Here is a 22,596-nt window from a genome sequence, read left to right on the forward strand (position 1 = left end):
AAGCGCCATCTCAAAAATCTGGTTGCTGTTCATCAAACAAATTTAAGACTTTCTTGACTTTTGTTTCAGTTACCCACTACAAATCATATAGAGCCAAATTATATTCTTTATATTTCCGTCCGCCGTAAAAATTAACTCAGCTAAATTTTCGTCAAACATTCCTGTTAGATAGAAATAACCATCCTTTAGTTCATCGAGTTTAGGCGAAAGTTTATTAAAAAAATCTGTTTCAATATTTCTGCATGTTTTTACTGCTTTGTAGAAAGCCTGTTCATTTTCTAAGAACCAATTCCAAAAGTCTTCATGGCTCTTAATTTTATCTTCCTTTTTTCTGAATAGTTTGTCTAAAAGTCCCATTATTTAATTTTGTTTATGTCTTTAAGTGTTCTTAGCCTTACCCAACAACTATTCTCTTCAGGCAACCATCAAACTATTTATGCCATATAGAATTAATAGCGCAACTGTTGCAGTTATTTCTTAATTATACCTTAACATACCGAATTCAACTCAATTAAAAAACAATAAGTTACTGGACTCCAATCTACTTCCTAAAATCCACCTGTTTCCTCAACTGATCCATTTCCTTGGAGAAGTCGAAGAATTGGCTGAGTCGCTCTAGTTTTTTGTTAAGGTTTTCTAAAAACTTCAGATGTGAAGGGCTCTCGGGATTAAATGGCCGATGTGCCAACTCTCTCCTAATCTGCTCGATCTCTTGAATCATGGGAAAAGCAGCTGGCGCAATCCAAGCCTGCTTGAACCGCTCCCAAATATAGGCTTCAGCTTCATCTGTAGGATGGGTCTTGTCAGACTTATAAAATCTATAGTCTCTCAGTTCATCCATCATGATCTCGTAACTCGGGAAATAATGGACAAAATCAAATGATTCTGAAATATCATGGCAAGCCAAACGCAGTATGCTCTTGCTCACTTGATTCTCCATGATCCCATCCTTCAGGTGTCGTACTGGACTGACGGTGAGGATGACTTGGATATTGGGGTTAAATTCCCTGAGGAGGTTAAAAAACCCGATATAGGTCTTGTGAATTTCATCAAGGTTCAGTAGGCGCTTCTCAAATAATCCCGCAGGCTGCTTGTGACAGTTGGCCACGAGCTGATTCGCTTCTCCATATTCATACACCCATGCTGTCCCAAAAGTAATTAATAAATGACTGGCTTGTTCCAACTGTGTTTTGGTCAAGTGTTGCTTCTTGTGGATCAACCGCTCCAGAGAATCTTTGCTGTAAGCAGAAATATCCGAATGCATGCCAAAATGTAGGTACAAAGAGTCCCTCACAAGCACCATATCCGTATTGACAGGCATCTCGAGCAAGGCATCTTCCAGGACTTGAGAGATGGATAGGGGATTGAAAAGTGTCCCAAATGGATTATTGACAATATCAAATTTCCGATCACTCAGCCTATCGCCAATCATGGTTGAAAAGCAGGAACCTATCGCATAAAGCTGCGAGTGATGATCGATTTTGGGTTGAAAATCAGGTATATCGAAGTTGACCGTCCATTGCATGACTTAAAATTAAGGAGAATCGTGAGATATAGATAATGGTTGGGAGAAATTTATGGGGAAAGTTAGAAAGTTGGAAGGTTATTGCAACGAGTTTAGAAATAGCATGGTCGCAGCGGATTGGATGGTTCAATATAAAGGGATAATTGGATTTAAACTCATTGGAGTTGTTAGTGATTCTCTCTAATCCTAAAAGCATAGACCCAAATGGTTAAATGTAGAAGTGATCTTTATCTTTTGCTAAGGTGATAGGATTCTGACTGGATCGATCATTTCAAAATTTTTTAACTTTTCAATCCAAATGCCCGGTAGAAATTCCCCCGAACTATCAATAAATCAACTCTTAATTGTGGATGAAATATCTATTTCCCATTTTCCCTAACTCCTTCTCCGTAGCGTTCGTTGCGTTACTCCGATGCGCTCGTTGCGAGAACTAAAGCAATTCCCAAAAATCATGTAATCGCTAAAGGACCAATTATTTAGCAATTTTTTAATTTTCTAATCTCATTGCTCAGGAGTAACTCTTCCAACCCCTAATCACTCAATTACCTAGTCACTCAATCAACTAAATACAAAAGCCGCAAAAAAAAACCATTGAGTGCACCTTGGTGTACTCAATGGTCAATCACGCAAATACCAAAGTTTTCAATCTAATTCGACGGACATCAACTGATTTCTAATCAACCAATAACGAAACCTAGAAAATCACGAATACGCCAAACTTTCAAACTTTAAAACATTCCAACAACTACAATCCCGAATTACTCACCCACTTGAAGGCATTGACAAAAGCCTCTACCCAAGGGGTAATCTCTTCATCAGCACGCTCTGAAGGATAGTGAGGCCAGTTCCAAGGCTTCAAGGAGCGCTCGATATGTGGCATGATGGCTAAATGTCTTCCATCAGCAGATGCAATCCCTGCTACCGCATGATCTGATCCGTTTGGATTTCCTGGATATGCCTCGTAAGCGTAAGTCATCCCAACATGATATGCTGATAGTTCTTTTGGCAGAGAGAATTTACCCTCTCCATGTGCAATCCACACACCTAGACGCTGACCAGCAAGGCTCTTGAACATCACTGTATCATTCTCTGGAATATTGACGTTGACAAAGGCTGACTCAAACTTATGGGAAGCATTGTGGAGCATCTTTGGCTTCACATCATGGTCTGGAGTCACCAACCCTAGTTCCACCATCAACTGACAGCCATTACAAACACCCAAACTCAGGGTATCTTTTCTAGCATAGAATTTATCCAATGCCTGTTTTGCTTTTTCGTTGTAAAGGAATGCTCCTGCCCAACCTTTTGCAGAACCTAATACATCAGAATTAGAAAAACCTCCTACAAAGACAATCATCTGCACATCTTCCAAGGTCTCTCTACCAGCAATCAAATCTGTCATGTGTACATCCTTCACATCAAAGCCAGCTAACCAGAGTGAATAAGCCATCTCTCGATCTCCATTCACCCCCTTTTCACGGATAATTGCTGCAGTTTTACCTGATTTCTCTCTTCTGTAGGGGTTCAAGCTGAAGGCATCAAATGTACCCTCCCAGTTTGCACCGAAACTATATGCCAGCGGTTGGTTTTTATAATTTTTGAATCTCTCCAAGGCTAATTTCTCCCCAGATTGTTTTTTGTCAAGCAAATAAGAAGACTTGAACCAAGTATCTCTCATCTCTTCAACATCAAGACTAAGCTCGAGACCAGTAAGCTCCACCTTGCCTGTCAAGTTAACGTTGGCGATAGAAATGAAATCAATGCCATGATTTGCTAAGACCGCCCTTGTTCTTTCTGGGTTTTTTACCTGAATCAAAAGCCCCGGGTTCTCGGCAAAAAGTGATTTTACAATATCTCTACCATTGAGCCTATCTGTTTTTACAGTCAACCCTACTTGGGAAGATGGGAAGGTCATTTCTAATAAAGCGGTAATCAATCCACCAGAAGAAATGTCATGCCCGGCGAGGATCTCTCCCTTTTCGATCAATTTCTGAACAGTCATAAATGCCTGCCCGAAATAAAGACTATCCTTAATATCTGGCGTTTCAGAACCTATTTTATTTAATACCTGATAAAAGCTGGAACCACCTAGCTTTGGATCATCCTTGGATAAATCAATATAGAAAATTCTACTACCATCAACTGGCTTCAAATCAGGAGAAACTACCTGATTGATATCAGAACACTCTCCGATTGAAGATATGATAACCGTACCCGGAGAGTAAACCACTTTCCCATCAGGATACTTCTGAGTCATAGATAGGGAGTCTTTTCCAGTTGGGATGTTCACTCCAAGCTCTATGGCAAAATTGCTAACCGCTTCTACAGCACGGTAAAGCCTATCATTTTCACCTTTATTTTTAGCAGGCCACATCCAGTTGGCACTGAGTGAGATACCCGCGAGCCCATCGGCTATTGGAGCCCATACTAGATTGGTCATGGCCTCTGCTATAGCTAGTCTCGAGCCAGCTTCTGGATTGGCTAGTGCAGCCACCGGCGCATGCCCGATTGAAGTTGCGATTCCTTTTTGACCTGTAAAATCTATGGCCATAACCGCCACATTATTCAGGGGAACCTGAACCTCTCCGACTGTCTGCTGCTTGGCTACTCTGCCAGTCACCGAACGATCAACTTTGTTAGTCAACCAGTCTTTACAAGCCACAGCTTCCAGCTGCAATACTTCCTTGATATAAGACTTCAACTGACTGACTTCATATTCCGCTTCTTCAAAAGATGCATTGCCAGACTTATCCTCCAAAATGGTCTTCGGGGAACTTCCAAACATATACCCCAAATTCCAATCTACAGGCTTTTCGCCAGTCTGTTGATTTTCGAACTTGAAATGCATATCTCCAGTAGTCTCGCCGACTACATAGAAGGGTGCTCTTTCTCTTTCTGATATTTTCTGAAGTAGTCCAAGGTTTTCTTTACCTACGACTAAGCCCATTCTTTCTTGAGATTCATTTCCTATGATTTCCTTAGCGGAGAGTGTTGGGTCTCCCACTGGAAGCTGATCAATATGGATGGTACCACCTGTGGTTTCTACCAATTCGGATAGACAGTTCAAATGTCCACCAGCACCGTGGTCATGGATAGAGATGATGGGATTATCATTAGACTCTGCCATCGCACGAATGACGTTCATGACTCTTTTTTGCATTTCAGGATTGGATCGCTGAATGGCATTGAGTTCTATGGCATTGGAAAACTCCCCTGTTGCTACAGAAGATACTGCCGAGCCACCCATGCCGATCCTATAATTATCTCCTCCCATAATGATGATTTGATCACCTTTGGCAGGATCATTTTTCTTGCTGTATTCACTTCTGGTAAATCCTATACCACCAGCTTGCATGATTACTTTATCGTAGCCATGCGCCTTCTCTCCTTCTTCATGCTCAAAAGTCAATACCGACCCTGAAATCAAAGGCTGACCAAATTTATTTCCAAAATCACTCGCTCCATTGGATGCTTTAATCAAAATATCCATCGGGGTTTGGTAAAGCCAGGGTCTAGGCGCCAGATTCTTTTCCCAACTTCTGCCTTTATCTGACCTTGCATAAGAGGTCATGTACACCGCGGTACCTGCCAAAGGAATAGATGCAGTACCTCCAGCCATCCTATCTCTGATTTCCCCACCAGAACCAGTCGCAGCACCATTGAAGGGCTCCACGGTGGTTGGGAAGTTATGTGTTTCAGCTTTGAGTGAAATTACAGTTTCTATACTCTCTGGCTCAAAAAAATCTGGCTTATCCTGTGTTTTTGGAGCGAATTGCTGTGCTCTTGGCCCTTGGACAAAAGCTACGTTATCTTTATAGGCAGAGACAATTCTGTTGGGATGTCTCTTGGATGTTTCTTTGATCAGTTGAAAAAGTGTCTTTTCTTTTTCTTCACCATCTATGATGAAGGTGCCATTGAAGATTTTATGACGACAATGCTCCGAGTTTACCTGACTGAAACCGAAAACTTCCGAATCTGTCAAAGCTCTTCCTAAATGTTTGGATACATTTTCTAGATAATCTACCTCTTCTTGGCTCAAAGCTAGACCTTCAGAGGTATTGTAAGCTTTGATATCAGTGATTTCCTGCACTTTCTCAGGCTCTACTTGGATGTAGAAGATCTCTTGATCTAGTCCCTCGTATGCTTTTTGAAGCATGGGGTCAAGTTCGGCCTGATCTGATATTGGGAAATATTCTTCTATTCTTTGAATGCCTTGAATACCCATGTTCACAGTGATTTCTACTGCATTGGTAGACCAAGGGGTGATCATTTCTTTACGAGGACCAGAAAACCTTCCTTTCACCTGAGCCCCTTGGAGCTGTTTGGCATCTCCGAAGAGCCAGGTCAGTTTATCAAGATCTTGTTGAGTGAGGGGATGTTGGGTTTGGACAGCAAAGATGACTGCCTGTGGGGATTGGAAAAAGAGAATCATGTCCTGAGTTTTGGATGTCTTTTTTAGAAGAGGCAAAGGTAAACAATTGCCTCAAAAGGAGAAATATATAAATACTATAATAGTACCCTAAAAAACGCCAATTCAATCTGTCCAATCTTTTTTTAATAGTTTTTTTAAATTATGATACTTTAAATTGAGTTCATTTATATAATCGTCCAGATTTTGGGTTTCTTCGAAAATTATTGAACACATTTCCATTTTTTCTAACTTCGTAATTTCTGATGATTGAAGAATATTTGCAATTCCCAAGATATTAGCAATAGGTTTTCTAATTACATGAGAAATATCAAAAAGCATTTTTTCTAATGTATCCAAATGATTTTTCTTTTGAGTAATATCCTGAATAACTCCATACCAGACAACTTCTTTATTATTTAATTTTAAAGGATTAGCCTTCATCCAATGCCATTTTTGGATTTCATCCGATATGTGAACTAAGTATTCAGCTTCAACTGGAATGAGAGACTGGGAAGAATATTTAAAAAGATTATACACATAATCTCTATCTTCCCCGTAAATAAAATCTAACAAAATTCTAGGGTCATTTTTTAATTTTTCAGGACATAATTCAGGGATTAATCTTTGAATTCCTTCGCTCATAAATATGAATTTCAATTCACCCTCAATATTTAATGAAAGTTTAAAAATTGCACCTGGAGCCAAATCTGTTAATCTCTTAAGTCTTTCGGCACTGTATTCGATCTCCTTGTTTTGAAGGTGCATAACTTTTCTTGTTTCCAAATAATCCATTACTTTTTTGGATATTAGACGAAGCGCTTCATACTTCTTGTTAGAGAATTTCTTTTCTTCATAGTCAATTACGCAAACTGTCCCAAGAACATTACCATGACCAGACACTAAAGGTGCACTAGCATAAAATTTAATTCCTCCGTCACAAGTGACTAATTCATTATCCTTAACTCTAACATCTTCTAAAGGATTGTCTATTATTAAAATATCATCAGGATTATCTAAAGTATATTTACAGAAAGTTTTTTCAATTTTAACTTCATTAAAATCTAAACCAATTTTTGCTTTATACCATTGTCTCTCATCATCAATAAACGAAACAATAGAAACGGGAGTATCAAAAATTGCACTTGCGATTTCTGCCAATTCATTCAACTCTTGCTCTGGTGACGTATCTAAAATATTATATGTCTTCAAATCTTCTAACCTGTCCATTTGCAATTCAATTTTCCTTTTTACCTAAGTTAGTGATTTTTGGTGAGTATTTAAAGAGCTAGACAATCTTTACAACCAAGAGTAAATGATATACAACTTTACGTGAATCAAAAATCAATAAAAAAACCAGCACCATAGGGCACTGGTTTTGATATGGGTTACTTTGTTTAAGGAGATTTACCTGAACATAGTGTAAATACTCTGCTATTAAATCTCTGGAAATTTACCTGGATTTACTTCATGCATTATTCCGTATACTTTTTCCACTACATCCTCTACAGAAGGCTTGGAGAAGTAATCTCCATCTGAAGAATAGGCTGGCCTATGTGCTTTGGCTGCAATGGTTACTGGCTCAGAGTCTAGATGATAGTAGGCATTTTGCTCTTCGATCACTTGCTGCATCATGAAAGCAGAGGCTCCTCCTGGCACATCTTCATCAGCAAAAAGTACTCTGTTTGTCTTTTGGATAGACCTCCCAATCACTCCAGTGGTATCAAATGGCAACAAGGTCTGCACATCGATCACTTCTACATCTATACCCATCAGTGCCAATTCCTCAGCTGCATCCATCACGATTCTACACATAGAGCCATAGGTGACGATAGTCATGTCAGTACCTTCTCTCAGTACTTCTGGCAATCCCAAAGGAACCTTCATTTCTGAGATATTGGACGGCATCTTCTCTTTCAATCTGTATCCATTCAGACACTCAATCACTAAAGCAGGTTCGTCAGCTTCCATCAAGGTATTGTACATTCCTGCTGCCTGAGTCATATCTCTTGGAACACAAAGCAACATACCTCTGAGAGAATGAAGCAACATGCCTATCGGGGAACCAGCATGCCATACACCCTCAAGCCTATGACCTCTAGTTCTCACAATTAATGGAGCTTTCTGACCTCCTTTGGTTCTGTATTGTAATGAAGCTACATCATCTGCCAAGGTCATCAAAGCATAATAGATGTAATCCAAGTATTGAATCTCAGCCATGGGTCTCAAACCTCTTAGTGCTGCACCCAGACCTTGGCCAATTATAGTACATTCTCTGATGGAAGTATCCGTTACTCTTAGCTCTCCATGCTTTGCCTGTAAGCCTGCAAATGCCTGATTTACGTCACCAATTTTTCCTACATCTTCTCCGAAAGCAAAGAATCTAGGGTCTCTTGTAAGTAAATCATCGAAGCATGCCTGCAAAATCTCTCTTCCATCAACCAAAGGAGCATCTTCTGCATATGCTGGACTTACTGAATCTATGTTTTCTACCTTAAATCCTGACTCACTATAAAGATGACTACTGTATCTATCCTCATTGATTTTCTGCTGCGCTGTATACCAGTTTCTCAAATTAACTTTGACATCCTCTGCATCAGTTCTTAATATCCAAAGCGCTCTTCTGACAGTTGATATTACATCTTTTCTGATTGGATTGAGTGTTTTGGAAAGCTCATCTGCAAGCTGATTGATACCAGATGGATTTGATGATTTAGTTGCTGTTTCTTTTAAAAGAGCTACAGCTTCATTCAGCTCTGATTTGATCGTCCCAGCAAAAGCCTTCCATGCTGCCTCCTTTTGTTCTTTTACAAACTGCTTGGCCTCATTATCAATTTGGTCAAGTTCTGACTCTGAAGCTATATTTCTTTCAAGCAGAAACTCTCTGAACTTCAAAATACAATCATGCTCTTTTTCCCACTGAAGTCTCTCTGGTGATTTGTATCTTTCATGCGAACCAGATGTTGAGTGGCCTTGTGGCTGTGTCACCTCTACTACGTGAATCAAAACTGGCACATGTTCTTCTCTTGCAATTCTCGAGGCATTTTCAAAAGCTCTGTCCAAGGCCTCATAATCCCAGCCTTTGACTACAAAAATCTCGTAGCCTTTTTGATCATCATTCCTTTGCAGCCCTTTCAGAATTTCAGAAATACTTCCTTTGGTAGTATGGTATTCATTGGGAACAGAAATACCGTAGCCATCGTCCCAAACGGACACTACCATAGGCACTTGAAGTACGCCAGCAGCATTGATAGATTCGAAAAACATCCCCTCAGAAGTAGAAGCATTCCCAATAGTTCCCCAAGCTACTTCATTTCCTTTATTGGTAAATTGAGTAAGGCCATGTAACCCTTCATTCTCTCTAAAGAGTTTAGAAGCATAAGCCAGCCCCAGCAATTTGGGCATTTGAGCAGCAGTTGGTGAAATATCCGCTGAGGAGTTTTTCATCTCCATCAAGTTTTTCCAAGTTCCATCTTCATGAAGGGAACGAGTAGCAAAATGTCCATTCATCAATCTACCTGCAGAAGCAGGGTCAGCCTCAACGTCTGTATGAGCATAGAGTTGTGCAAAATATTCCTGAATGGTAAGCTGATTGATGGCAAACATAAAAGTCTGATCACGGTAGTATCCCGCTCTAAAATCTCCATTTTCGAAATATCTTGCCATGGCTAGCTGAGCCAATTCCTTTCCATCACCGAAGATCCCGAACTTGGCCTTGCCCATGAAAACTTCCTTTCTTCCCATTAGGGATGCTTGTCGACTTTCCTGTGCAATGCGATAATCTTTCAAAAGTTGCTCTTTATTCAGAGCTTTTTGCTTTCTATTTTTTGCTGCTGATGCCACCTCTGTCATAATTTATAATCTTTACGCTATATTTGGGTTACTGTAGTTCTTTTCCAAGTATTTCAAAAATAAAGAATTTTGTTATTTTTACAAACTGTGCAACAGAATAATTTTTAAATTTTTCGAAAATTTATTTTGTAAATATTTATAAAAAATCATATTTAAAGAATTTTATTCTTAAAAAATCGATTTTTCTAAATTTATAAAATAGTAAAGTATAAAAAAACCAATGGAAATTACTGAGATAAAATGATGAAAAAAACCTCCGAAATTTTCAATGTTTAAAACCTCTTTTTTGAAATTTTATTAAGAATAAAGATTAATAATAAAATTAAATTTCATTTAGAAAGGGATTTCGTACTTGAATCAAAAAAGTATATTGATTTTCAAAATGGAATGCTAAGCAGTTCTTATATTTGCCGCAATAATTCTAACCCAAATTTACGAGACATGATAATAGGTGTTCCAAAGGAGATTAAAAACAACGAAAACAGGGTTGCATTGACCCCTGCAGGAGCCAAGGAATTGGTAAAGAGAGGTCACTCTGTATATGTACAGCACACTGCTGGCGAAGGCAGTGGATTTACAGATGATCAATACACAGAAGCTGGTGCTGCAATCCTTCCTACCATCGAGGACGTATATGCCATCGCGGAGATGATCATGAAGGTAAAAGAACCTATCGAACCTGAATACAAATTGATCAAAGAAGATCAATTGTTGTTTACCTATTTTCACTTTGCCTCATACGAGCCATTGACAAAGGCTATGGTGGCTAGCAAGTCTGTATGTTTGGCTTACGAGACTGTAGAAAAAGCTGATAGAAGCTTGCCACTTTTGGTTCCAATGTCAGAGGTAGCTGGCAGAATGGCAATCCAAAAAGGTGCTAATTATTTAGAGAAACCTCTTGGCGGTAGAGGTATTTTATTGGGTGGTGTACCAGGTACACTTCCTGCTAAAGTCATCATCCTAGGTGGTGGTGTAGTAGGAACTCAAGCAGCATGGATGGCTGCTGGACTTGGCGCTGATGTAACCATCATGGATGTATCTCTTCCAAGAATGAGATACCTAGCCGATGTGATGCCAGCCAATGTAAAGACCATGATGTCTAATGAATACAATGTAAGAGAGATGATCAAAGACGCTGACTTGATCGTAGGTGCAGTGTTAATCCCTGGTGCTAAAGCACCTCACTTAATCACCAGAGATATGCTTGCTGACATGAAAAAAGGAGCTGTCTTAGTGGACGTAGCAGTAGATCAAGGTGGATGTATCGAAACTTGCAAGCCAACTACCCACGAGAACCCTACTTATGTCATCGACGAAGTAGTTCACTACTGTGTAGCTAACATGCCGGGTGCTGTACCTTATACTTCTACCTTAGCTTTGACCAATGCAACACTTCCATATGCTATCCAATTGGCAGACAAGGGTTGGAAAAGAGCTGCTCAGGAAAATGCTGAACTAGTACCTGGTCTTAATGTCATCCATGGTGATATCGTCTACAAGGCAGTAGCAGAAGCCTTTGACATGGATTATGTTCCTGTTGACAAATACTTGGTAGACTAAGCCCTAGTCTATCCAAATTCAAGACAAAAGCCTCTCGATATTAAATTGAGAGGCTTTTATTTTTTTTAAAAGTTAACCAAAAGTCCAATACCATTTGCCGTCACCCCTACATGATTCATAATCTCAGGTAGTTCTTTGCCATGAAAATTGTGGAATGCATACTTGATCGCATCAAAACTCATCAAAAATGCTCCTTGTAAGATTACAGATTTTCCAAAGCCTTTGAATTGGTCATTTTCCAACCTTCTTCCACGCTCCAATAAATACAATCCCCCAGCCATGTAGGCCACATCCAAGGCTGCATTGACAAGTAGAATCTTTTCTATACTTTGTTGAGCCCGCATGGTCTCCCAAAACTCTGTACTTGGCACTTCTTTCATTGCTGAATAATACCCAAAACCCGCAATGGCTAAGTTGACAGTATTCCAATAAATGTTCATTTGGTGGAAAGCACGAGTTTCTCCAGAAGTTCTTCCAATCATTACTCCTCCAAGCACCATATTTCCAATTGCCCAAGAACCCAATATTAGCATACCAGAGCGGTTATAATCAATCCTCTTATGATTAAAGTCCAACATTTGTTGATGCTCTGACTGGGCAACTACCTGAAAAGACAAAAATACTGTTAAGGTTGTTATCAGTATTATCACGAAAGAATTATTGATCTTTTGCATATTTAAGATTGGTTTTAATCATTTTTTAGGTCGGTAATTTTCACTTTAAAAAGGCAACAATCAAATCCTCCAAGAGCAGGTGCTTTTCATAAGCAAACAGAATTAATCGAATACCGAAGAATACTAATACAACAGCAACCACCCTATTCATGTTTACCATAAACTTTGGTGTGACAAATGGTTTGAGTTGTTTTGCTACAAATGCTTTCAAAAGATCAATCAGAAAAACTGTCATCAAGACACCCAGATAGTACATGAATACATCTCCAGAAGTAAAATCATCTTTGAGACTAACCAATCCTGCTATTGAAATCCAAAAGAGTAAAACAAAAGGGTTGACACCATTGATACTGAATCCTTTGAAAAAAGCGGTGATTTTCTTTGGCTTAATCATGTCAATACCGGCCGAATTGGGTCTATGAACTGTCTTTTTGAAGAAAGTACTCACCCCAAATCCTACCAGAACTAAAGCTCCTCCATAGCCTAAGAAGACTTCAAAATATGGATTCTGTGCAAATATGCTTACACTGAAATAGGTAATGACCACATAAATCAAATCACTGAGAAAAATACCCGTCGCCAATACAGCTGTATTTCTAAAGCCTGCAGCAATTGAGTTTTGGATCAAGGCAAAGAATACTGGACCAATCATCGCCGAAAGGATAAGTCCCATACTTACACCTTCTAATAAGGCCTGGATCATGATATACCTATATTGTTCGCTTTAAGAAAATTGAGCCAAGAATTCATCTTATCCCCTTTCAGCACTCTTGGAAACTTATTCTGACCACCTTCTTTGCCTTCTGATTTCATCCAAGCGTAGAAAAGTACAGAAGGCACCTTAGTCAGCTTAACCTCTTTCAGCGCATGCCTACGCTCTACGGTATAATCATCATTGAGCTCCTTTAGATTCTCATCTATTTGTCTCATGATTTCTCCTTGGTCCACTTCATCCTCTGTCCCTACAAACCAATGATGCATGAACAAACTCCCCTGTGGTAACCCTAGAACAGTAAACTCTCTTATGCTGACGTTCATGGATTCTTCCACCATATTGATAGCACGATTCATATTATCTACAGAGAGGTGCTCTCCGCATAGACTGAGAAAATGCTTCGTTCGACCGGTTATAATAATTTCATTTTCCTTTTTGGAAACAAACTTGATGGTATCCCCAATCAAATAGCGCCATGCTCCAGCACAGGTTGTGATTAACAAAGCGTAATCCTTGCCTTCCTCTACCTGATCGATTTGAAGCGTCTGTACATTGGGTCTCACTTCTCCATCTTCATCGAAATTCTGCTCATTGAAAGGAATAAATTCATGAAAAATCCCATTATTTAATACTAAACGCATGGATGGTCTATCTGGCAAAGCTTGGAAAGCCAAAAACCCTTCCGAAGCTAGATAAGTCTCCATGTAGATCAATGGCTTGGCCAGTAACTTTTCAAAACCTTTTTTGTAGGGCTGAAAGGATACTCCTCCATGAACAAAAATCTGTAAATTTGGCCAAATATCATGAATGGTCTTCAATTGATAACGCTCTATGATTTTCTCCATCAGAATCTGTAACCAAGCAGGTACACCTACGATGATACCAATATCCCATTTCGGCGCATTAGCTACGATTTGATCAAGCTTTTCTCCCCAGTTTTTATTCCTAGAAATGATTTTTCCAGGTTTATAAAAACGCTGAAACCAAATCGGTAATCGCCCTGTAGTGATCCCGCTAAGGTCTCCAGAAAAGTAAGTACCATTGAACTCCAAATCCGTACTCCCGCCAAGCATCAGTATACCTTTTGTGAACAAGGAGTTCGGTAAGTCATATTTGGACAAGGTGAGGATTTGTCTGACACCTGTTTTTCTGATGGCTTTGACCATATCCTTGGAGATAGGGATATATTTGGATGATGCTCCTGAGGTACCTGAACTCAACGCAAAATACCTGATCTCACCTGGCCAAGTGATATTTTTCTCCCCATTCTTGAGCCGATGCCACCATTCTTCATAAATTTTATCATAATTATAAATAGGAACACGACTGGAAAAAGCATTATAAAAATCATCTCCCTCTGATTTAAATGACTTCAGAATAGCGTCAAACTCATACTTTTTTCCAATCTCCGTCTTAACAGATTTGATCAGTAGTTTTTTGAGTACATTCTTTTGTAACTCTATCGGTGCACTGTATTCTTGCTCCAAAGATTCACGTAATCTGATACCATTTTTTAGCAATGTCCCTAAGATAGCCATATCTTTGTTTACCTAGTTTGGTTATATAAAAGTATCAAAGTTAAAAGAATGAATATTAAAGAAAATTTAATTGATATAAAAAACACTTTCAAAAACCCAAGTTGCCTCCTCGTGGCAGTGAGCAAAACTAAACCTATCAGCCTACTTCAAGAAGCGTATGATGCTGGCATCAGGGACTTTGGGGAAAATAAGGTACAAGAATTAGTAGAAAAACAAGAGCAATTACCAGCTGACATTCGTTGGCACATGATTGGTCATTTGCAAAGAAATAAAGTAAAGTACATCGCTCCATTTGTTCATTTGATTCATGGAGTTGATTCTTTCAAACTCCTCAAAGAAATAAATAAACAGGCTAAAAAAGTAGATAGAACCATCTCTTGCCTGATTCAAATGCATATTGCTGAGGAAGATAGTAAGTTTGGTTTTGATCAGCAGGAGCTTGATGAAATGCTACAAAGCAAAGAAATCCATGAATTGTCAAATGTGAAAATCATTGGTTTGATGGGTATGGCGACTTTTACTGATGATGAATCACAGGTGCGCAAGGAATTTCGAGGGCTTAAGCATCTATTTGACCAACTTAAAAGTCAAAAACTACCTGATAGTTTTGAGCTTAAAGAGATCTCCATGGGTATGTCTGGTGACTACTTGATCGCACAAGAAGAAGGAAGTACCATGGTAAGAATTGGCTCCGCAATCTTCGGCAGTAGAAAAAGTTGATAAGATTTAAATGATTTAAAGTTTCAAAGTTTGGGAATCACGACGCTTTTCTATTTAAACATCTCCAACAACTTTACAACCTTCCAACGTTACAACATTAAAACTATTAGAAATGAAAAACAAACACATTCAAATCGCAGCGATTCTGGGAGCTTTGGCGGTGGGGATAGGTGCTTTTGGGGCACATGGATTAGCTGAGCTATTAGCTAGACATGGGCGTACGGAGACTTTTGAAACAGCTGTGAAATACCACTTCTATCATACCTTTGCCATCTTAGCAGTCGGAATCCTTCAAGCTGTTTTTACTGATAAAAAACACCTGAATAGCGCCGGATTTCTTTTTCTAGTTGGAATTTTGATTTTCTCTGGATCTCTATATGCCCTTTCACTGACTGGAATTACATGGCTTGGAGCCATCACGCCTATAGGAGGAGTAGCCTTTATTCTAGGTTGGGTATTTTTATTTCTTGCTGGAAAACCATCAAAATTTGAGAATTTATGAAGTTGAAAAAGCTTTTTACATTCATCTTTCTATTTTCATTTATCTCTTTCGCCAGTGCTCAGCAACAGGATGCACTTGAGGATAGTATACGTAACCGCTACTTTCAACTGCATGCGTTACTTGGTCCGAACACTTTTTTTGATAATCATTTGACTGGATTTATGCTCTATGACTTAGACAGTCAATGGGTACATTATGAAAAAAATAGTCACATGAATTTCATCCCAGCTTCGACTACCAAGCTGTTGACTTTTTATGCTTCTCTGGTAGTTCTCAATGAAAAAACAAACACCTTCAGGTATACAATTCAAGGAGATGAAATCACCATCTGGGGTTCTGGGGATCCTTCTTGGAAATACAACTTACTACCTCAACCCAAGATAGAAGAATTTCTAAAACCATATAAAAAAGTGAAATTCTCTGCGGCCAATTGGAATGATACTTCATTTGGCTATGGTTGGCAATGGGACGATTATTACTTTGCATATTCAGCAGAAAAATCTCCTCTTCCTATTTATGGGAATATTGTCACATTTAGAAATGTCAATGGAAGACCTCAATCTATGATTCCTGGATTTGAAGTATTTTCCAGAAATGTCAATGGCAACCTCACCACTGTAAGAAGAGATTTTCATAGCAACACTTTCTTTTACAATCCTAGGACATATACCAACCCGGGCCCTATCCTACCCTTCGTGACCTCCCCAGAGCTGACAGTTGACTTGATGCGCAATATCCTTCAGAAGCCAGTGGAGTTGGTGGACACACCGCTTCCAAGCAATGCCCAGAAATATCAAGCAGGCACCATGCAGCCACTATGGAAAGAGATGCTACAGGAGAGCGATAACTTCATCGCAGAACAGATCATGCTAATGGTAAGTGATGAGCTGTTTGGTGAACTCAATACAGAAAAAGCCATAGATCATATTCTCAAAAAACACCTCAGTGATCTACCCGACACTCCTAAATGGGTAGATGGATCGGGACTATCTCGCCACAACTTGGTCACTCCAAGAAGTATGGTGCAGATCATCGAAAAACTGGACAACTTGATGCCTCGCCAGCAACTGATGCGTCTTTTGCCTCAAGGCGGAATTAATGGTACACTCAAAAATAATTACAGAGCACCTAGACCATATATATTTGCTAAAACAGGTACCATCAGCAATAACCACGCACTTGTAGGCATCATTCGAACCAATAGTAATCGGCATTATGCCTTTGCATTTATGAACAACAACTACCTGAACCCAGCTTCTGAAATCAGAAGGGAAATGGAAAAAGTTCTGGTCTTTATCCGAAACAACTACTAAATTTCAGAATAACCAACCCTAGCTCGATGATGAATAAAAGGAGTTTTATCAAATCCATGGGACTTGCGATTGGAGCTATCCCCTTCCTGGCTCTAGATCAGAAATCCAATCAACCAAATACTATTCTCCTGCCAAAGGCCATCAATAAAGGAGATACAGTTGGACTCATTAGTCCATCAGCTGCCACCTCAGAGCGTATTCAATTCATGTTTGCACAGGAAGCTTTGGAAGCTCTAGGTTTCAAGGTCAAGCTAGGTACAAACCTAAAAAATAGACGCGGACATCTTGCGGGCACCGATGAAGAGCGAGCCGCTGACCTCAACGGCATGTTTGCCGATCCTGAAATCAAGGCGATCATCTGCATAAGGGGTGGTTCAGGAGCCGCGAGGATTCTACCATTGATTGATTATGACTTGGTCAAAAAAAACCCTAAACCGCTTTTGGGTTATTCTGACATTACTGCATTGCATAATGCCATCCACGCACAGACAGGTTTGATTAGCTTCCACGGTCCAAATGGTACAGGAAGTTGGAACAACTTCAATGTGCAGCAATTTGAGCAAATCTTTTTTGAAAAATCTCACCTGACATTTGAAAATGAAATATCCAAAGGGGATGACTTGGTGGTCAAAAACAACAGAACTATCACCATGAAGTCAGGGACGGTAGCAGGAAAAATCCTCGGAGGTAACCTAACTGTTTTGACAGCGCTGTCGGGAACACCCTATCTTCCAGATTTTAAGGATGCTATCCTATTCCTGGAAGATATCGGTGAAGATCCTTATAAAATAGACCGGATGATGAGCACATTGAAGCTTAACGGAACATTAGGTCAAATCAAAGGCTTTGTATTTGGTCAGTGCACTGATTGCACTCCATCAGGTGGTTATGGATCATTAACTTTAGATGATGTATTGGATGATTATATTCTTCCATTGGGAATCCCTGCATACAAAGGCGCTATGATTGGGCATATCCCAAAGCAATTTATCATCCCTGTTGGTGCAAGAGTAAAACTCGATGCAGATGCAGGTACTTTGACTATGCTAGAAACAATATTTCAATAAAACCTTATGAAAAAAATTCTCTTAATAGCTAGCCTTTTCCTCGTATTGGGACAATGGAGCTGTATTTCTACCCAGAATATTTCAAAACAAAATCAAAATATGGATTCTGATAAAATGACATATTTGGCACTTGGTGATTCTTATACCATCGGAGAGGGTGTTGAGGCGAAAGACCGCTATCCCCATCAGGCAGTGGAGATGCTCGAGGAATCGGGAATTGCTTTTTCAGAGCCAAAAATCATCGCCACTACAGGTTGGACAACTGATGAATTGAAAAAAGGTATTCAAGCTGCAGATGTCAATGGGAAAACTTTCGATTTGGTCACTTTACTGATTGGAGTAAACAATCAATATCGAGGAAGGCCAGTAGACAATTACCGAAGTGAATTTCGGCAACTTTTAGAAGATGCCATCGCTTTTGCAAAAGGAGATAAAAGTCATGTCGTGGTACTTTCAATTCCAGATTGGGGAGTTACACCTTTTGCGGTAAACAGAGGTTCGGATCAAGAAAAAGTAGCGCGCGAAATTGATCAATACAACCAAGCAAAAAAAGAAATTACTGAAGAAATGGGCGTTACCTATATCGATATCACCGAACATTACAGAATCAATGGGATGAAGCCTGAGTCAGTTGTCTCAGACCAACTCCATCCAAGTGGTTTGATTTATCAATATTGGGCTGAGAAATTGGTGGAGATTGTTGAGGTAATGGAGTTTTAATATTCGGATGGTCATCAACCAAAATCACTATCCAAGAGGTATCTAACAGTTAAATAGAGAAATTTCCTAATCTAATAACCATACAAGAAGGAAAAAAAATGCCTAGATTTTCGGGTCAAAAGAGTCGTTCTTAAAAGTTAATTTTCAAATTTGAGCCCTTTTTATGTAAGTTCGTTGTATTAATGAAAATTCAAAAAGAAAAATATGCCCAAAACTAAAATAACCGTAAATCCTAATGGCTTTCTAAAAGTAGAAGGGGATTTTGAAATTGTTGACAATCAGGGTAACGCCTATGGCCTTCAGGGAAGAACCACATTAGGACTCTGCAGGTGTGGTCACTCTAATAATAAACCTTTTTGTGATGGTTCGCATAGAGGTAATTTCGAGCACGAAGCGACATCCTTTGATTTACCTCCAAAGAAAATATAAAGCAGTCTTAAGTAGCAAACAAACTCGAGATAACAAGTTAGATCGTTTTTAGTCTTGAAGCTACAGAGTAAGCCTTTATGCGTTTAATTGAGAGTCAATAGACCGCATGCGGACACAGCATTATCTGGCAAAAGCCCTGATTGATATATGAATCACTCAGGGCTTTTTATTTAGGGTTTTCCCTAATAGGCTAAATATTAATGTCAGATATCTTCAAAATGATCTGTCCCAAATTCATATTTTTTTCTTTTTATCGAATTTTTCTTCCAATCGCTCTGTCTGTCGACCAGGGTTTCTTATCCCATTTTAATTGAATTTATATTAAGATTCTGCTTCATTGGCGGAGTTTTTGAGCCTTTTAGTATTGAGGGACAAGCCCTTTTATAAATTATATGTTTAACCTAAACCTAATCAAATGGAAATTTTTAATAGAAATGCTTTTATCAATCTATCCAAAAAGAAGGGAAATCCCTTTATAAGTATTTATAGCCCTACATCTAGACAGAGTTCTGAAGGTTATAAAAAAGATCAGATTCATTTCAAGAATCAACTGCAAGAAGTCGCTATCAAATTGGATAAAGATCATAATATTGAAAATAAGGAAATCAAAAACTTACTTTCTCCAGCTTTTGAACTTTTGGATGACATGACTTTCTGGCAAAACAATTCGGATATGCTCGCATGCTTTATTTCATCCGAAGGCATGGAAGTAATCAAAGTACCCATTGATCTAGAAAATGGTCAAAATTTCATTGGCGAGAAACCTTTGTTATTGCCTATGATTCCTGAATTGTCAGATGATGGACATTACTACATCTTATTGCTCAATCTTGATAAGATCTTATTGTATGAAGCTACAAGAAATACAGTACAAGAAATCATTCTAGACCCTGAAGAAGTTGCTGTATCTTTTACAGCAGAAGAAGAGGAAGATGAAAACCAAAAACAATTGCAGGGTCAGGGAGGGTCTGGCATTGCAGGTGCAATGTATCACGGGCATGACGGTGGTTCTGATGAAGTGAAAAAAGTCACCATTCTGAATTATTTCCACAGAATGACAAATATGCTTGAGCCCAAGCTAAATAACAATCCACTACCGCTAGTTTTGGCTGGAGTCGATTACCTTATTCCAATTTTCAAAGAAGCAACCAAATACAATCACCTCTTGGATGGGCATGTGAGTGGTGCTTATGGCGAAAAAGACATGATGACCTTACATCAGAAATCTTGGGAGGTAGTCGCGCCATTTTTTGAAAAAGAAAGAATCAAAAGAAAAGAGGCTTTCAACCAAAAGGCTGTAGACGGACTTGCAATAAGCAATGATAATTTAAAAATCATCAAAGCTGCTCTGACAGGCGGAGTGGACACACTTTTGGTAAACATGAACCACAAACATCTTTTTGGAACTTACGATCCTGAAACCCACCAAATCAGTGTGTCTGAAGAGCAAGAAAATGCAGGTCATTGTCTGATAGATGAAGCTGCCGCTAGAACTGTTGAATACAAAGGTAAAGTATATATGGTAGAAGAAGAAAATATGCCTGAAGAAGCACAAGTTGCAGCGATACTGAGGTATCCTTTGTAATAAAAAAAGCAGACCCGAAATCGGGTCTGCTTTTTAATTTATTTTTTAAATTTTAATTTCCTTTTGGAAGAACATTCGAAATCAATGAAACTTTTTCTATTGGCTCGGCAGCATTGGAGTAAACTCTTACTACGGAGTTTTGCTTGCCCATTTTACCAGCTGAATTGAAGACAACTTTCATTTCTCCTTTTTCTCCTGGTGCGATTGGAGTTTTTGGCCAGTTAGGTGCAGTACATCCACATGTCACAGCTACATTGGAAATCACCAAAGGCACATCTCCTGTATTTTCAAAAACAAAGGTGTGCTCTACCTTATCACCTTGGGTAATATCCCCGAAGTCGATAGACTTTTCTTTAAAAATAATCTCAGCACCTTTTTTCTCCTGGGCTTGAACGGCAACTGCAAACAGCGCCATTACCATGATTAATACTAACTTTTTCATTGCTCTAAGTTTTAATTTATTCTTTGTTTCTTAATTCTATTTAAAATCACTCAATCAACTAATCAACCAAGCGACCTAATTAACTATTCCCTAATTCACTCTTTTCTCCATTAAGGTAAAACTTCGGATGAAAGTTCACCATAAAGAGTTCTTTTTTTGCTCTTGTGACTGCCGTATACAGCCACCTGACATACTCTTTGTCCACTTGCTCCTCAGTTAGATAGCCTTGATCTACAAATACTGCATCCCATTGCCCCCCTTGAGACTTGTGACAGGTCAAGGCGTATGCGAATTTAATTTGTAAGGCCGAAAGATAAGGATCTTTTTTGATCAATTCCATCCTTTCACTTTTGTTGGCTACATCTGCATAATCAGCTGCTACTTGCTTATACAACTCTCTATATTGCTCCGTAGTCAAGGCTGGAGTCGGGCTATACAAGGTGTCTAAGATGACTTTCGCTTCAAAGTTGGGTTCTTCCGGATAATCTATCAACCTTAACTCCAAAGTTGCAAATCTCAAGCCATAAAGTTCTTCAAAAGACCTGATTTTGGCAACTTCGGCAAAATCTCCATTGGCTAGAAAATTTACTTTCTCAGAATCAGCCATATATGTGTAATTGTTTTTTACAATCATCAATAAATCTCCAGCACTGATTTCCTCTTCAAAAAAATGGATTGTTTGCCTGATATACTGATTGTACTGAACAGCCATTTTATTTGAGCGAGTGATAATCGTAGTGTTCTCCACACCATATTTTTGGTAAGCATAACGTAACCCATCCTCTAAACGCTCTCCCGTCATTTTGAAAAAATCCTTAAATCCTTTGGTATAGAATCCAATTGAGGGATTTTCTTTCACAACCTGCTGTCGTAGTAAGGTGGCATTGTACAAAATCCCAGAATCTAACTGCTGGCGCATCACTTCTGTCAATTCGATATCATCTGTCTGTAATCGGAAATTCCTTATCAAATAGCTCTTATCCAAAGCTGGACTTTGTTGACTACCCACAGGTGGAAGCTGCGCTGTATCTCCTACCAGCAATAACCTATTTGTAGATTCCTGAAAGACAAATTGAATCAAATCTCTGAGCAAGCTTCCCGCTCCATCATCTGCTAGCATAGAAGCCTCATCAACAATGAAGAGTGTATTTTTGTAATAATTCTTCATCAATTCAAAGCCTAAGCCTGATTCTGGCACTGCTTCCTTAGGTCTGTAAATGATCTTATGGATAGTGAAACCTGATCTTCCACTGTAATTTCCCATAACTTTAGCAGCTCGACCCGTAGGTGCCAAAAGCAATGCTTTCATTTGCATCCTGGGGAGAACTTTGACCAATGCCGAAATCAAGGAAGTTTTTCCTGTACCTGCATAACCACGAAGTATAAAAACAGTAGATGTATTTTGGTCATTCAAAAAGAATTGATCCATTTTCAGAAAAAACTGCATTTGACCTGAGGTAGGCTCATGTGGAAAATTTCTTTGCAGAAGAATGGATGGCCTAACTTTGACTTGCTTATCTTTATCGTCCATGGAATTACGAATCTA

18 protein-coding genes are annotated in these 22,596 nt (G+C 39.1%); 8 read left to right on the forward strand and 10 right to left on the reverse strand.

The features are described 5' to 3' along the window. Positions 1-69 precede the first annotated feature (69 nt). The 5 genes from CHB66_RS15060 to CHB66_RS15080 all read right to left on the reverse strand — a co-directional run bounded on the left by CHB66_RS15060 (position 70) and on the right by CHB66_RS15080 (position 9,785). Complete coding sequence (locus tag CHB66_RS15060) at positions 70-357, reverse strand: hypothetical protein (protein WP_089242245.1); 288 nt, start codon at positions 355-357, stop codon at positions 70-72. Between the two features lie 184 nt (positions 358-541). Further along, complete coding sequence (locus CHB66_RS15065; protein ID WP_089242246.1) at positions 542-1,525, reverse strand: GSCFA domain-containing protein; 984 nt, start codon at positions 1,523-1,525, stop codon at positions 542-544. A 745-nt stretch (positions 1,526-2,270) separates the two neighbouring features. After that, a complete protein-coding gene (purL, locus tag CHB66_RS15070; RefSeq protein WP_089242247.1) occupies positions 2,271-5,957 on the reverse strand; it encodes a phosphoribosylformylglycinamidine synthase in 3,687 nt (1,228 codons plus the stop codon). 102 nt (positions 5,958-6,059) lie between these two features. Then, entirely contained in the window at positions 6,060-7,163 is a 1,104-nt protein-coding gene (locus tag CHB66_RS15075) for a GAF domain-containing protein (RefSeq protein ID WP_089242248.1), read from the reverse strand. 207 nt (positions 7,164-7,370) lie between these two features. Continuing rightward, positions 7,371-9,785 carry an alpha-ketoacid dehydrogenase subunit alpha/beta gene (locus CHB66_RS15080; RefSeq protein WP_089242249.1) on the reverse strand — a complete coding sequence of 805 codons (2,415 nt, stop codon included), beginning with the start codon at positions 9,783-9,785 and terminating at the stop codon, positions 7,371-7,373. Positions 9,786-10,226: 441 nt separating this feature from the next. On the opposite strand from CHB66_RS15080, the gene ald reads away from it, so the two are divergent. Next, on the forward strand, positions 10,227-11,345 hold the full coding sequence (gene ald, locus CHB66_RS15085; protein WP_089242250.1) for an alanine dehydrogenase: 1,119 nt from the start codon (positions 10,227-10,229) through the stop codon (positions 11,343-11,345). Positions 11,346-11,410: 65 nt separating this feature from the next. Here the strand turns inward: ald and CHB66_RS15090 are convergent, their stop codons facing one another. Genes CHB66_RS15090 through CHB66_RS15100 form a run of 3 tightly spaced genes read right to left on the reverse strand, consistent with a single transcriptional unit; the run spans position 11,411 to position 14,272 of the window. Next, positions 11,411-12,019, reverse strand: coding sequence for a DUF6992 family protein (locus CHB66_RS15090; RefSeq protein WP_089242251.1), 609 nt, complete (start codon positions 12,017-12,019; stop codon positions 11,411-11,413). Between the two features lie 40 nt (positions 12,020-12,059). Further along, positions 12,060-12,722 (reverse strand): LysE family translocator, encoded by a 663-nt coding sequence (locus tag CHB66_RS15095; RefSeq protein WP_089242252.1) that lies wholly within the window; start codon positions 12,720-12,722, stop codon positions 12,060-12,062. Beyond that, positions 12,719-14,272 (reverse strand): GH3 family domain-containing protein, encoded by a 1,554-nt coding sequence (locus CHB66_RS15100; RefSeq protein WP_089242253.1) that lies wholly within the window; start codon positions 14,270-14,272, stop codon positions 12,719-12,721. The genes CHB66_RS15095 and CHB66_RS15100 overlap by 4 nt, the downstream gene beginning before the upstream one ends. A gap of 48 nt (positions 14,273-14,320) precedes the next feature. Between CHB66_RS15100 and CHB66_RS15105 the strand changes: the two genes are divergently transcribed. From CHB66_RS15105 to CHB66_RS15135, 7 genes are all read left to right on the forward strand, one after another. After that, entirely contained in the window at positions 14,321-14,992 is a 672-nt protein-coding gene (locus CHB66_RS15105; protein ID WP_089242254.1) for a YggS family pyridoxal phosphate-dependent enzyme, read from the forward strand. Positions 14,993-15,104: 112 nt separating this feature from the next. Continuing rightward, complete coding sequence (locus CHB66_RS15110) at positions 15,105-15,494, forward strand: DUF423 domain-containing protein (protein WP_089242255.1); 390 nt, start codon at positions 15,105-15,107, stop codon at positions 15,492-15,494. Further along, a complete protein-coding gene (locus CHB66_RS15115; RefSeq protein ID WP_089242256.1) occupies positions 15,491-16,807 on the forward strand; it encodes a D-alanyl-D-alanine carboxypeptidase/D-alanyl-D-alanine-endopeptidase in 1,317 nt (438 codons plus the stop codon). The genes CHB66_RS15110 and CHB66_RS15115 overlap by 4 nt, the downstream gene beginning before the upstream one ends. Before the next feature lie 29 nt (positions 16,808-16,836). Beyond that, positions 16,837-17,874 carry a S66 peptidase family protein gene (locus CHB66_RS15120; protein ID WP_089242305.1) on the forward strand — a complete coding sequence of 346 codons (1,038 nt, stop codon included), beginning with the start codon at positions 16,837-16,839 and terminating at the stop codon, positions 17,872-17,874. 6 nt (positions 17,875-17,880) lie between these two features. Beyond that, positions 17,881-18,594: an SGNH/GDSL hydrolase family protein gene (locus CHB66_RS15125; RefSeq protein WP_089242257.1), complete on the forward strand. Its 714-nt coding sequence runs from the start codon at positions 17,881-17,883 to the stop codon at positions 18,592-18,594. Positions 18,595-18,798: 204 nt separating this feature from the next. Further along, positions 18,799-19,023, forward strand: a complete 225-nt coding sequence (locus tag CHB66_RS15130) for a CDGSH iron-sulfur domain-containing protein (protein WP_089242258.1) — start codon at positions 18,799-18,801, stop codon at positions 19,021-19,023. Between the two features lie 415 nt (positions 19,024-19,438). Then, positions 19,439-20,608, forward strand: coding sequence for a baeRF7 domain-containing protein (locus CHB66_RS15135; RefSeq protein WP_089242259.1), 1,170 nt, complete (start codon positions 19,439-19,441; stop codon positions 20,606-20,608). Positions 20,609-20,660: 52 nt separating this feature from the next. Here the strand turns inward: CHB66_RS15135 and CHB66_RS15140 are convergent, their stop codons facing one another. After that, positions 20,661-21,050, reverse strand: coding sequence for a DUF1573 domain-containing protein (locus CHB66_RS15140; RefSeq protein WP_089242260.1), 390 nt, complete (start codon positions 21,048-21,050; stop codon positions 20,661-20,663). Between the two features lie 79 nt (positions 21,051-21,129). Next, on the reverse strand, positions 21,130-22,581 hold the full coding sequence (locus tag CHB66_RS15145; RefSeq protein WP_089242261.1) for an ATP-dependent DNA helicase: 1,452 nt from the start codon (positions 22,579-22,581) through the stop codon (positions 21,130-21,132). Positions 22,582-22,596 lie beyond the last annotated feature (15 nt).

This window comes from Belliella buryatensis (assembly GCF_900188245.1).
Lineage (GTDB): Bacteria > Bacteroidota > Bacteroidia > Cytophagales > Cyclobacteriaceae > Belliella > Belliella buryatensis.